This window comes from Frigoribacterium sp. PhB118 (genome assembly GCF_003751725.1).
Lineage (GTDB): Bacteria > Actinomycetota > Actinomycetes > Actinomycetales > Microbacteriaceae > Frigoribacterium.
Map to the genome: position 1 here is coordinate 405,076 of NZ_RKID01000002.1, position 12,313 is coordinate 417,388.

11 protein-coding genes and 2 tRNA genes are annotated in these 12,313 nt (G+C 67.2%); 11 read left to right on the forward strand and 2 right to left on the reverse strand.

From position 1 onward, the window contains the following. The first annotated feature begins 11 nt into the window (after positions 1 to 11). The 9 genes from dnaN (at position 12) to EDF21_RS08985 (ending at position 9,550) form a co-directional block, all read left to right on the forward strand. A complete protein-coding gene (gene dnaN, locus EDF21_RS08945; protein ID WP_056044224.1) occupies positions 12 to 1,160 on the forward strand; it encodes a DNA polymerase III subunit beta in 1,149 nt (382 codons plus the stop codon). 60 nt (positions 1,161 to 1,220) lie between these two features. Continuing rightward, on the forward strand, positions 1,221 to 2,108 hold the full coding sequence (gnd, locus tag EDF21_RS08950) for a phosphogluconate dehydrogenase (NAD(+)-dependent, decarboxylating) (RefSeq protein ID WP_056044222.1): 888 nt from the start codon (positions 1,221 to 1,223) through the stop codon (positions 2,106 to 2,108). A gap of 17 nt (positions 2,109 to 2,125) precedes the next feature. Next, the gene (recF, locus tag EDF21_RS08955) at positions 2,126 to 3,391 is read left to right on the forward strand and encodes a DNA replication/repair protein RecF (protein WP_123571108.1); all 1,266 of its coding nucleotides are present in this window, start codon (positions 2,126 to 2,128) and stop codon (positions 3,389 to 3,391) included. Continuing rightward, on the forward strand, positions 3,388 to 3,942 hold the full coding sequence (locus EDF21_RS08960; protein WP_082460102.1) for a DUF721 domain-containing protein: 555 nt from the start codon (positions 3,388 to 3,390) through the stop codon (positions 3,940 to 3,942). The genes recF and EDF21_RS08960 overlap by 4 nt, the downstream gene beginning before the upstream one ends. Before the next feature lie 166 nt (positions 3,943 to 4,108). Then, positions 4,109 to 6,082, forward strand: a complete 1,974-nt coding sequence (gyrB, locus tag EDF21_RS08965; RefSeq protein WP_056044219.1) for a DNA topoisomerase (ATP-hydrolyzing) subunit B — start codon at positions 4,109 to 4,111, stop codon at positions 6,080 to 6,082. Positions 6,083 to 6,159: 77 nt separating this feature from the next. Then, positions 6,160 to 8,847: a DNA gyrase subunit A gene (gene gyrA, locus EDF21_RS08970; protein WP_056044217.1), complete on the forward strand. Its 2,688-nt coding sequence runs from the start codon at positions 6,160 to 6,162 to the stop codon at positions 8,845 to 8,847. Then, positions 8,840 to 9,247 (forward strand): DUF3566 domain-containing protein, encoded by a 408-nt coding sequence (locus EDF21_RS08975; protein ID WP_043595295.1) that lies wholly within the window; start codon positions 8,840 to 8,842, stop codon positions 9,245 to 9,247. The genes gyrA and EDF21_RS08975 overlap by 8 nt, the downstream gene beginning before the upstream one ends. A 73-nt stretch (positions 9,248 to 9,320) precedes the next feature. Then, a tRNA-Ile gene (locus EDF21_RS08980) sits at positions 9,321 to 9,394 on the forward strand. Positions 9,395 to 9,477: 83 nt separating this feature from the next. Further along, positions 9,478 to 9,550, forward strand: a tRNA-Ala gene (locus tag EDF21_RS08985). Positions 9,551 to 9,808: 258 nt separating this feature from the next. Here EDF21_RS08985 and EDF21_RS08990 read toward each other — a convergent pair. Beyond that, a complete protein-coding gene (locus EDF21_RS08990) occupies positions 9,809 to 10,345 on the reverse strand; it encodes a hypothetical protein (RefSeq protein WP_123571109.1) in 537 nt (178 codons plus the stop codon). Positions 10,346 to 10,482: 137 nt separating this feature from the next. On the opposite strand from EDF21_RS08990, the gene EDF21_RS08995 reads away from it, so the two are divergent. Both EDF21_RS08995 and EDF21_RS09000 read left to right on the forward strand, forming a co-directional pair. Beyond that, positions 10,483 to 11,022, forward strand: coding sequence for a peptidylprolyl isomerase (locus EDF21_RS08995; protein ID WP_056044214.1), 540 nt, complete (start codon positions 10,483 to 10,485; stop codon positions 11,020 to 11,022). Beyond that, positions 11,023 to 11,871: a rhomboid family intramembrane serine protease gene (locus tag EDF21_RS09000; RefSeq protein WP_123571110.1), complete on the forward strand. Its 849-nt coding sequence runs from the start codon at positions 11,023 to 11,025 to the stop codon at positions 11,869 to 11,871. A gap of 161 nt (positions 11,872 to 12,032) precedes the next feature. On the opposite strand, the gene EDF21_RS09005 is transcribed toward EDF21_RS09000, so the two are convergent. Next, entirely contained in the window at positions 12,033 to 12,266 is a 234-nt protein-coding gene (locus tag EDF21_RS09005; RefSeq protein WP_043595289.1) for a cell division protein CrgA, read from the reverse strand. Positions 12,267 to 12,313 lie beyond the last annotated feature (47 nt).

The following is a 12,313-nucleotide window of genomic DNA, read 5'->3' on the forward strand; positions in this document are numbered from 1 at the left end:
GGGGTCCCCGCGTGAAGTTCCAGGTCAACCGTGACGTCTTCAGCGATGCGGTCTCCTTCGCCGTCAAGCTGCTGCCCCAGCGCACCACCTTGCCGATCCTCAGCGGTGTCCTGATCGAGGCCGACGCCGACGGGCTCACCCTGTCGTCCTTCGACTACGAGGTCTCGGCCCAGACGAGCATCCCCGCCGAGATCGACGAACCGGGCACGATCCTGGTCTCCGGCCGACTGCTCGCCGACATCGCCAGCCGTCTGCCGAACGCGCCGGTCACCTTCTCCACCGAGGAGAACCGCATCTCGGTCAGCTGCGGATCCGCGAACTTCTCCCTGCTGAGCATGCCGGTCGAGGAGTACCCGACCCTGCCGACGGTCGGCGACCGTTCGGGCGTCGTGCCCGGCGACTCCTTCGCCCTCGCCGTCTCCCAGGTCGCGGTGGCGGCATCCCGCGACGACGTCACCCCGGTCATCACCGGCGTCCAGCTCGAGGTCACCGAGAACGCCCTCTCGCTCGTCGCCACCGATCGTTACCGCGTCGCCGTCCGAGGCATCGAATTCGATCCCGGCACCGTGGCGAGCACGACCACGACGACGGCACTCGTCCCGGCACGCACGCTGCAAGAGGTCGGCAAGACCTTCGGCAACGCCGGCACCGTCTCGGTCTCGATCACCGGATCCGACGAGCGCGAGCTCATCGCGTTCCAGGCGGACAACAAGACCGTCACCTCGTTGCTCATCAAGGGGAACTTCCCTCCGGTGAAGCGTCTCTTCCCCGACACCGTCGAGAACTACGCCGTGATCAACACGGCCGAGCTCGTCGAGTCGGTCCGCCGCGTCTCGCTCGTCCTCGAGCGCGAGGCGGCCCTCAGGTTCACGTTCACGATCGACGGCCTCACCCTCGAGGCCATCGGAAGCGAACAAGCGCAGGCGTCAGAGTCGATCGATGCGTTGTTGACGGGAGAGGACACGGTGGTCTCGTTGAAACCGCAGTTCCTCCTCGACGGTCTCGGAGCGGTTCATTCCGAGTTCGTCCGCATCTCCTTCACCAAGACGGAGAACCCGAACAAGCCCGGTCCCGTGCTGATCACCAGTCAGTCCTCGAAAGACCAGGCCGGTGCTGACAGCTACAAGTACCTGCTGCAGCCCAACCTCCTCCTGCGCTAAGAGCGCTCTGCCAGCAACGGTGCCGCCTCCGGGCCCCACCGCCACGAACAAAGGAACCTCATGCACATCGGCCTCGTCGGTCTCGGCAAAATGGGCAACAACATGCGCGCCCGCCTGCGCGACAGCGGCATCGAGGTGACCGGTTACGACGCGAACCCCGCCGTCTCCGACGTCGCCAGCCTCGCCGAGCTCGCCACCACGCTCCCCGCCCCCCGCATCGTCTGGGTCATGGTGCCCGCGGGCGACATCACCGCCGGCGTCATCGAAGAGCTCTCGAACGAGCTCTCCGAAGGCGACCTGGTCATCGACGGTGGCAACTCGAAGTTCACCAGCGACTTCGCCAACGAGAAGCTCCTCGGCGGCAAGGGCATCAAGTACGTCGACGCCGGCGTCTCGGGCGGCGTCTGGGGCAAGGACAACGGCTACGGCCTCATGGTCGGTGGTTCCGCCGAGAACGTCGCCCTGGCGCAGCCGATCTTCGACGCCCTGCGCCCCGAGGGTCCTCGCGAAGAGGGCTTCGTCCACGCGGGCGACACCGGCGCGGGTCACTACGCCAAGATGGTCCACAACGGCATCGAGTACGCGATCATGCAGGCCTACGGCGAGGGCTACGAGCTGCTCGAGGCCCGAAGCGACCTCATCAAGGACGTCACCGGCACCTTCAAGGCCTGGCAGCGCGGCACCGTCGTGCGTTCCTGGCTGCTCGAGCTCATGGTCCTCGCCCTCGAGGCCGACCCCAAGCTCGCCGAGATCTCGGGTTACGTCGAGGACAGCGGCGAGGGTCGCTGGACCCTCGAAGAAGCCATCAACCACGCCGTGCCGATGCCGACGATCAGCGCGTCGATCTTCGCGCGCTTCGTCTCGCGTCAGGGCGAGGGTTCGCCGACGATGAAGGCCGTCGCCGCACTGCGCAACCAGTTCGGCGGCCACGCCGTCAAGAAGGCCTAGCGCCTCCACCGGCCCGCGTGCGAGTACTGCATCTCAGCCTGACGGACTTCCGCAACTACACGTCTGCCGAAGTCAGCCTCGCGCGCGGGCCGAACCTCTTCGTCGGCAGCAACGGCCAGGGGAAGACCAACCTGGTCGAGTCCCTCGGCTACCTGTCGAGTCTCGGATCCCACCGGGTGTCGTCGGATTCGGCTCTCATCCGCCAGGGACGCGATTCGGCCGTCGTGCGGGCGCGACTACTCGCCGACGAGCGCGAACTGCTGGCCGAGGTGCAGATCAACCGGTCGTCGCCGAACCGGGCGCAGGTCAACCGGGGGGCCATCAAGCCTCGCGAGCTTCCGCGCTACTTCACGAGCGTCCTCTTCGCTCCCGAGGACCTCGCGCTCGTCCGCGGCGAGCCGTCCGGTCGTCGTCGTTTCCTCGACGAACTCCTGGTGGCTCGGTCGCCCCGGTTCGCCGGCGTGCAGACCGACTACGACCGGGTGCTCAGACAACGCAACACGCTCCTGAAGTCGGCCCGCGCCTCCGGGGTGAAGGCCGGCCAGCTCGGCACGCTCGACATCTGGGACGAACGTCTCGTGGCCCTCGGCAGCGAACTCGTCGTCGCGCGTGACCGGCTCGCGGCCGACCTGGCCCCTGAGGTGGCCCGTGCCTACGCCGCGGTGGCGGGAGCGGACCACGCCGCACACCTCTCGACGGTGCTGAGCATCCGGGGCGCGACACCCGACGACGAGACGACCGCGGCCGAGGGGCCGACCGAGTCCATCCCCGCCGACCAGGTGCCCGACGTCTTCCGTCAGGCACTGGCCCGTGTCCGACCGACCGAGCTCGAGCGGGGGCTGACGCTCGTCGGGCCGCACCGCGACGACCTCTTCCTCTCGCTCAACGGGCTCCCCGCGCGCGGTTACGCCAGCCACGGCGAGTCCTGGTCGTTCGCCCTCGCCTTGAAGCTGGCCTCGGCCGCCGTGGTGCGGGTCGACTCGCCGACGGGCGACCCGGTGATCGTGCTCGACGACGTCTTCGCCGAACTCGACGGATCCCGTCGCGAACGTCTGGCCGACGCCGTCGCCGACTACGAGCAGGTGCTCATCACGGCAGCGGTCGAGGGCGACGTCCCCTCACGACTCAAGGCCCACACGGTCCGGATCGCCAAGGGGACGATCCTCGACGACGCCCCCGTCGTCGACGGTACGGGCGACGACGCGGTGGTCACCGCGGCGGCCGGCGACCAGGGGGCCGGCGACGAGGGGCCCGGCGACGCCGACGCCGAGGAGGCGCGGTGAGCGTCGACGACGCACCGCAGCCTCCGGCGTCCACGCCACCCGCGCCTCCTGAGCCCGAGGCGCAGCCCGACAGCGAGGCCCAACGGGTCTATCTGCGGTTCCGCCGGGTGTTCGGCGACCCCAACTCGCGGTCGCGCGACGCCCGGAAGCGCAAGTCGATCAAGTTGGGCTCCCCGAGCCAGCCCTTCGGCACGGGACGCGAGCCCCGGGGCATCGCCGACGTCCTCTCGGCCGTCACCAACGAACTCGGCTGGAACAGCCCGTTGGCCCAGTCCGAGCTGATGACCGCGTGGCCCGACATGGTGGGGGCGGAGCTGGCCGCGCACTCGGATCCGGTCTCGATCGACGACGGCACGTTGACCGTCCAGTGCGACTCGACGGCGTGGGCGACGCAACTGCGGCTGATGCGCACGCAGGTCACGACGACCATCGTGAAGAGGTACCCGGACGCGGGCATCCAGTCGGTGCGTTTCCTGGCACCCAACGCCCCGACCTGGAAACGCGGCCCCAGATCGGTTCCAGGGCGGGGCCCTCGCGATACTTATGGTTGACGAGGGTGAATCGTCCAAGTGCGGTGGGAAAATCCGTCTGAGGGCGGATTTCGCCCCGCGGCGGACAGGCCTGCGGTAGACTCGGAAGGTCGTCCGAGGGCCGCCCAGACAGCGGTCGCGACCGGTCGGCACATCTTCGTCCCGTCCGGCAGGAGCCCCCACGCACATGTCAGCTGATCCCACCGACGCCCAGCCCGACGACACCTACGGCGCCAGTGCGATCCAGGTCCTCGAGGGTCTCGAGGCCGTGCGCAAGCGTCCCGGCATGTACATCGGCTCGACGGGGCCCCGTGGTCTGCACCACCTGGTCTACGAGATCGTCGACAACTCCGTCGACGAGGCCCTCGCCGGCCACTGCGACCACATCGAGATCACCATGCGCGAGGACGGCGGCGTCCGCGTCGTCGACAACGGTCGCGGCATCCCGGTGGACGTCCACCCCGTCGAGGGTCGGTCGACCGTCGAGGTCGTCCTCACCGTGCTGCACGCCGGCGGCAAGTTCGGCGGTGGCGGTTACGCCGTGTCGGGCGGCCTGCACGGCGTCGGCAGCTCGGTCGTCAACGCCCTGTCCAGCGAACTCGACGTCGAGGTCCGCCGACAGGGCAACGTCTACCGCCAGAGCTTCACCGACGGCGTGCCCGTCGCGCCGCTGGCCAAGGGCGAAGAGGACGACACCACCGGCACGACGATCACGTTCTGGCCCAACTCCGAGATCTTCGAGACCGTCGAGTTCGACTACGAGACGCTGCGCACCCGGTTCCAGCAGATGGCGTTCCTCAACAAGGGCCTCCGCATCGAGCTCAGCGACGAGCGCGTGCAAGAGGACGACGCCGAGCCCCGCCACGACGTCTTCCACTACGAGAAGGGCCTCGTCGACTACGTCGAGTACCTGAACACGACCAAGAAGGTCGAGACCGTCCACGACGACATCATCGCCTTCGAGCAGGAAGACACCGAGAAGAAGATCTCGCTCGAGGTCGCGATGCAGTGGAACACCTCGTACCAAGAGAGCGTCCACACCTACGCGAACACGATCAACACCCACGAGGGCGGCACGCACGAAGAGGGCTTCCGTGCAGCGCTGACCACGCTGATCAACCGTTACGCGCGCGAGAAGAACTTCCTCAAGGAGAAGGACGACAACCTCTCGGGCGACGACGTCCGCGAGGGCCTGACGGCCGTCATCTCGATCAAGCTCGGCGAGCCGCAGTTCGAGGGCCAGACGAAGACCAAGCTCGGCAACACCGAGGCCAAGTCGTTCGTGCAGAAGGTCGCCGGGTCGCAGCTGAACGACTGGTTCGACCGCAACCCCAAGCAGGCCGCCGAGATCGTCCGCAAGGGCATCCTCGCGTCGCAGGCCCGTCTGGCAGCGCGCAAGGCCCGTGAGCAGACCCGCCGCAAGGGCGTGCTCGAGTCGAACGGCATGCCCGGCAAGCTCAAGGACTGCCAGAGCAAGGACCCCTCGCGCAGCGAGATCTTCATCGTCGAGGGCGACTCGGCCGGTGGCTCGGCCGTCCAGGGCCGCAACCCCGAGACCCAGGCGATCCTCCCGCTGCGGGGCAAGATCCTCAACGTCGAGAAGGCCCGTCTCGACCGTGCCCTCGGCAACAACGAGGTGCAGGCCATGATCAAGGCCTTCGGCGCCGACATCGGAGAAGACTTCGATCCCGACAAGGCGAGGTACCACAAGATCGTCCTGATGGCCGACGCCGACGTCGACGGCCAGCACATCACGACGCTGTTGCTCACCCTGCTCTTCCGCTACATGCGGCCGCTGATCGACCTCGGCTACGTCTACCTGGCGCAGCCGCCGCTCTACAAGCTCAAGTGGAGCAACGCCAGCCACGAGTACGTGTACAGCGACGCCGAGCGCGACGCGGTGCTCGTGTCGGGTCGCGCGGCCGGCAAGCGCATCCCGAAGGAGAACGCGATCCAGCGTTACAAGGGCCTCGGCGAGATGGATTACAAAGAGCTGTGGGAGACCACGATGGACCCCGACACCCGCACGCTGCTGCAGGTGACGCTCGAGGACGCCGTGGCGGCGGACACCATCTTCGACACCCTGATGGGCGAGAACGTCGAGTCGCGCCGCAACTTCATCCAGCAGAACGCGAAAGACGTCCGCTTCCTCGACATCTGATGCGCGCCTCCGGGTGATCCGGAGCACGCCCGCGCCCCGACGAGCACCACGGGGCAGACCACGACAAACGGAGAATCATGGCCGACGAGCCGACAGACACCCCCGAGGGCACCGACGCCGAGGGTGCCCAGACCTTCGCCGAGGCACCGAAGCGCGACAGCATCGAGCAGGTCGACCTGCAGCTCGAGATGCAGCGTTCGTACCTCGACTACGCGATGAGCGTCATCGTCGGCCGGGCCCTGCCCGAGGTGCGTGACGGCCTCAAGCCCGTGCACCGCCGCGTCATCTACGCGATGTACGACGGTGGCTACCGCCCCGATCGCGCGTTCTCGAAGTGCTCGCGCGTGGTCGGCGACGTCATGGGCCAGTTCCATCCCCACGGTGACACGGCGATCTACGACGCGCTGGTGCGTCTCGTCCAGCCGTGGAGCCTGCGCTACCCGCTGGCGCTCGGCCAGGGCAACTTCGGCTCGCCCGGCAACGACGGCGCCGCCGCCCCGCGGTACACCGAGACCAAGATGGCCCCGCTCGCGCTCGAGATGGTGCGCGACATCGACGAGGACACCGTCGACTTCCAGGACAACTACGACGGTCGCACCCGCGAGCCGGCCATCCTGCCCAGCCGGTTCCCCAACCTGCTGGTCAACGGCTCGGTCGGCATCGCCGTCGGCATGGCGACCAACATACCGCCGCACAACCTGCGTGAGGTCGCCTCGGGCGCACAGTGGTACCTCGAGAACCCCACCGCGACGCGTGAAGAGCTGCTCGAGGCGCTCATGCAGCGCGTCAAGGGCCCCGACTTCCCGACGGGGGCACAGATCCTCGGGGTCCGGGGCATCCAGGACGCCTACCGCACGGGCCGCGGTTCGATCACGATGCGTGCCGTCGTCAACGTCGAGGAGATCCAGGGTCGTACCTGCCTCGTCGTCACCGAGCTGCCCTACCAGGTCAACCCCGACAACCTCGCGATCAAGATCGCCGAGCTGGTCAAGGACGGCCGCATCGGCGGCATCGCCGACATCCGCGACGAGACCTCCGGTCGCACGGGTCAGCGCCTGGTCATCGTGCTCAAGCGCGACGCCGTCGCCAAGGTCGTGCTGAACAACCTCTACAAGCACACGAGCCTGCAAGAGAACTTCGGCGCGAACATGCTCGCGATCGTCGACGGCGTTCCCCGCACGCTCGCGCTCGACGGCTTCATCTCGGCGTGGGTCGACCACCAGATCGACGTCATCCAGCGCCGCACGCGTTTCCGTCTGAAGAAGGCCGAAGCCGACGCGCACATCCTGCGCGGCTACCTCAAGGCGCTCGACGCCCTCGACGAGGTCATCGCGCTCATCCGCCGGTCGCCGACCGTCGAGGAGGCGCGCGCGGGTCTCATGGACCTCCTCGACGTCGACGAGGTCCAGGCCTCGGCCATCCTCAACCTGCAGCTGCGTCGCCTGGCCGCCCTCGAGCGTCAGAAGATCCAGGACGACGCCGACAAGCTCGAGCGCGAGATCGCCGACTACCAGGACATCCTGGCCAAGCCGGAGCGTCAGCGCACCATCGTCAGCGACGAGCTCGCCGAGATCACCGACAAGTACGGCGACGACCGTCGCACCGAGATCATGTTCGGCTTCGACGGCGACATGAGCGTCGAAGACCTCATCCCCGAAGAAGAGATGGTCGTCACCATCACCCGGGGTGGCTACGTCAAGCGCACCCGCAGCGACAACTACCGCAGCCAGCACCGGGGCGGCAAGGGCGTCCGCGGAGCACAGCTGCGAGCCGACGACGTCGTGGACCACTTCTTCGTGACGACCACCCACCACTGGCTGCTGTTCCTCACGAACAAGGGTCGGGTCTACCGAGCCAAGACCTACGAGCTGCAGGAGGCCGGCCGCGACGCCAAGGGCCAGCACGTGGCCAACCTGCTCGCCATGCAGCCCGACGAACAGATCTCTCAGGTGCTCGACATCCGCGACTACGAGGTCGCGGACTACCTCGTGCTCGCCACCCGCGACGGCCTGATCAAGAAGACCTCGCTGACCGAGTACGACACGAACCGCACCGGCGGCATCATCGCGATAAACCTGCGCGACGACGACGAACTCGTCTCGGCTCTCCTGGTGGACGAGCACGACGACCTGCTGCTCGTCTCGCGTCACGGCATGTCGCTGCGTTTCACGGCCACCAACGAGTCGCTGCGTCCCATGGGCAGGTCGACCTCGGGCGTGAAGGGCATGACCTTCCGTGACGACGACACGCTGCTCAGCGCCTCCGTCGTCGGTGAAGAGGGCTACGTCTTCGTCGTCACCGAGGGCGGCTACGCCAAGCGCACGGCCGCCGACCAGTACCGCGTCCAGAACCGTGGCGGTCTCGGCATCAAGGTGGCGAAGCTCGCGGAGGCGCGGGGAGACCTCGCCGGCGCCCTGATCGTCGGCGAGGACGACGAGGTGCTCGTGGTGCTGTCCGGCGGCAAGGTGGTCCGCTCCGCCGTCTCCGAGGTGCCGGCCAAGGGCCGTGACACGATGGGCGTCGTCTTCGCCCGCTTCGCGAGCGACGATCGCATCATCGCCGTGGCCCGCAACAGTGAGCGCAATCTCGCGGCCGAGGTCGACGAGAGTGCGGACGCCGTGGCCGAGGCCGTAGTGTCTGTCGAGTCCGTCGAGTCCGTCGACGCCGACACCGAGATCCCCACGACCGACGTCACGTCGGTCGATGCCGAGTCGACCGACGACGAGGCCCCCGGAACCGCCGGAGAGGAAACGAACAATGAGTAGTGTCGCCGAGAGACTGCAGAAGAAGGCGAAACGACCGTCCGGCACCAAGCAGGTCCGTCTCAAGCTGGTCTACATCGACTTCTGGTCGGTCGTGAAGCTGGCCTTCCTGATCTCGGTCGCGATCGGCATCATCACGGTCGTCGCCACCTTCCTCATCTGGGCGATCCTGAACCAGACCGGCATCTTCGACGACCTCGACGCCCTGCTGCGGGACATCCTCGGCGACTCGAGCTTCTCGATCCAGGACACCTTCAACGTCGGCCAGATCATGCTCTTCTCGATCGTGGTGGCCATCCTCAACGTGGTCGTCGGCACGGTCCTCGGGGCAATCGTCGCCGTCCTCTACAACCTGAGCGTGCGCATCACCGGCGGTCTCCTCGTCGGATTCACCAACAACTGATCCACCATTCGAGTCGGTTGAACCCGCCGATTCGAGTTCGCCGTCGTGGTGCTGTAGGCTTTACGACGGTCCGGGGGCTATAGCTCAGGCGGTTAGAGCGCTTCGCTGATAACGAAGAGGTCATAGGTTCAAGTCCTATTAGCCCCACGCAGTACCGGTCTCACATCACGCGCGTCTCCTGACGCGCAGGGTGGTGAGATCGTGCTCGTTCCCCCGGTGACCGGGGGGTCGGGGCCTTAGCTCAGTTGGTAGAGCGCCTGCTTTGCAAGCAGGATGTCGGGAGTTCGATTCTCCCAGGCTCCACTGGATTGCCTTGCCCCTGTCCGCTGACTCCGTCAGCGGACAGGGGCAATTCTCTTCTGCTGGTCTGGGGGCCCTCCGGGCCCGTGTCGGCTTCGCCGACGTGCGTGCAACGTTGGGCCCAAGGCAGTGTCTGTGCTGGTGCTGGTGCTGGTGCTGGGGCTAGGGCCGGATCAGCATCGAATGCTGCAGTCGTCGGGGGCAGGGACGACGAAGGGCCCGCCTCCGGGGAGGCGGGCCCTTCGTGGGGGGTGTAGGGGACTACGCCTTGGTGTCGGCGTCGTCGTCGGCGACCCAGAGCTCGTCGTCGGCACGGAGCGTCTGCACGGCCGCGAACACGAGGGCACCGAGAGCGATGACGCCCACGCCGATCAGCAGGACGCCGCCGACGCCGGGGCCCGACTTCTGCTGGCGCGGCACGTACTTCGCCGCGGCCTTCTTGCCCTGCTTCTTGGCGTTCTTCACGGCCTTCGCGACCTTCGGGTCGTTCGCGAGGTCGAGGTTGCCGAGAGCCGACGAGAACGCCGGGTAGACGTCGTGCTTCAGGCGGTCCTGAGCGACCGACGCGTAGTGCGACCCGGTCGAGAGGCCCTGCGAGACCACGGGGCGGACGTTCGAGTCCACCGCGTGCTTGATCTGGGGGACGACCTTCTTGTTCGCGATCTTGACGGCGTCGTCGCGGTAGCCGCCGATGACCTTGCCGGCGTGGTCGATCACGCCGCGCTGCTCACCCCACACCGCCACAGCGTGCTTCTTGAACTTCTTGAGTTCTTTCTTCTGCTTGCGTGACAGGGCCATGAACGTTCCTCCAACGAGTAGGCAGTGGAGCCAGAGTTGCTGGCCCGTCCCAGTGTGGCACGGAGGTTCCTGACAGGTCACGGAACGGTGCCTGGGGAGTCGCTGGTGCGCAGAGGTGGCTGTGGAAGAATGACGACATGTCAACGCACACCGCTGTCGCCACCCTCACCACCAACCACGGCACCATCAAGGTGAACCTCTTCGGCGACCACGCCCCGAAGACCGTCGCCAACTTCGTCGGCCTCGCCACCGGTACCAAAGAGTGGACCCACCCGGCCACCGGCAAGGTCAGCACCGACAAGCTCTACGACGGCGTCGTCTTCCACCGCATCATCAAGGACTTCATGCTGCAGGGCGGCGACCCGCTCGGCCAGGGCGTCGGCGGGCCCGGCTACCAGTTCGACGACGAGATCCACCCCGAGCTGAACTTCAACGCCCCCTACATCTTCGCGATGGCCAACGCCGGCTCGCGCGGCGGCAAGGGCACCAACGGTTCGCAGTTCTTCATCACGACGGTTCCGACCCCGTGGCTGCAGGGCAAGCACACCATCTTCGGCGAGGTCGCCGACGACGAGTCCAAGAAGGTCGTCGACGCGATCGAGGCCGTCAAGACCGACGCCCGCGACAAGCCCCTCGAGGACGTGGTGCTCGAGAGCGTCACCATCGACGAGGTCTAGGTGACCGATCCGCACGACCGCTCGAACTTCTGCTATCGGCACCCCGACCGGCAGAGCTTCGTCCTCTGCCAGAGGTGCGGTCGCACCATCTGTGGCGAGTGCCAGACGCCCGCCGCGGTGGGGGTCCACTGCCCGGAGTGCGTGAAGGAGGCGCGGGGCAACGCACCGCGCCTCCAACCGCAGGTGGTCGGTCGGGTCCGTAGCGCGTCTCGGCGAGGCGCCCCCGTCGTCACCTACGGCATCATCGGCGTGACCGTCGCGGTGTTCCTCTTGCAGCTCGTGACCGGGACGGGCAACGGCGTGGTCACGCGGGCCCTGGCGTTCTACCCGCCGCTCGAGATCGTGCAGCCCTGGCGCGCCGTCACGACGATGTTCGTGCACGGGAGCATCCTGCACATCCTCTTCAACATGTACTCGCTGTACATCTTCGGGGCAGAACTCGAACGTCAGTTGGGGCGAGGTCGGTTCGCCGCCCTCTACTTCCTCTCGGGGATCGGCGGCTCGGCCGCTGTCGCCCTCCTGGCACCGGGAAGCTTCGTGGTCGGTGCCTCCGGGGCCATCTTCGGCCTCATGGCGGCGTTCTTCGTCATCGCCCGCAGCCTCGGTGGTCGCAGCATCCAGCTCCTGGTGCTGGTCGGCATCAACCTCGCGATCGGGTTCATCGTGCCCGGCATCGCGTGGCAGGCCCACCTCGGGGGCATCGTCGTGGGCGGGGCGATAGCGTTCCTGTTCTCGAAGACCCGTCACCGCTCGAAGCACGCCGTACAGATCCCCGTGCTCGTCGCGATCGGCGTGATCGTCGTCGCGGTGCTCATGGCCAGATCGGCCCAGCTGGTCGGGCTGTTCTAGGCCACCCGGACGGTCAACGACGAGAGGCGGCTCCCCATCGGGGAGCCGCCTCTTCTCGTCGGCCGACGCGATCTCACCCGCCCGAGTTATCCACAGGAAAGTTATCCACAGGGTTTCCCACAATGGGGATAGTTACAGGCGTGTAAGTTCGAAGGTGCGTTCTAGCGCCACCGGGTGGTCATCAGGAACCCGATGAACATGATCCCGAAGCCGACCAAGATGTTCCACGAGCCGAGCGAAGCCACCGGGAGGGTGCTCTGGCTGACGTAGAACACCACGATCCAGGCGAGACCGACGAGCATGAAGCCGAACATGACCGGCTTGAACCACACGGGGTTCGGCGCGTCCTCTGCGGTGCGGGCGGGCTTCGTGCTGCGGTTCGTGTCTTTGGCCATGGCGCACAGTGTACCGTGAGGCCCTTTTCGGTCCTGGGAGGGTCGCC

What these genes read in the sequence shown, in the direction of transcription:
- gyrA (WP_056044217.1), top strand. Translation starts at nt 6,160, where the DNA reads ATGGCCGACGAGCCGACAGACACCCCCGAGGGCACCGACGCCGAGGGT.
- EDF21_RS08975 (WP_043595295.1), top strand. Translation starts at nt 8,840, where the DNA reads ATGAGTAGTGTCGCCGAGAGACTGCAGAAGAAGGCGAAACGACCGTCC.
- gnd (WP_056044222.1), top strand. Translation starts at nt 1,221, where the DNA reads ATGCACATCGGCCTCGTCGGTCTCGGCAAAATGGGCAACAACATGCGC.
- gyrB (WP_056044219.1), top strand. Translation starts at nt 4,109, where the DNA reads ATGTCAGCTGATCCCACCGACGCCCAGCCCGACGACACCTACGGCGCC.
- EDF21_RS08995 (WP_056044214.1), top strand. Translation starts at nt 10,483, where the DNA reads ATGTCAACGCACACCGCTGTCGCCACCCTCACCACCAACCACGGCACC.
- EDF21_RS09005 (WP_043595289.1), bottom strand. Translation starts at nt 12,266, where the DNA reads ATGGCCAAAGACACGAACCGCAGCACGAAGCCCGCCCGCACCGCAGAG.
- EDF21_RS08990 (WP_123571109.1), bottom strand. Translation starts at nt 10,345, where the DNA reads ATGGCCCTGTCACGCAAGCAGAAGAAAGAACTCAAGAAGTTCAAGAAG.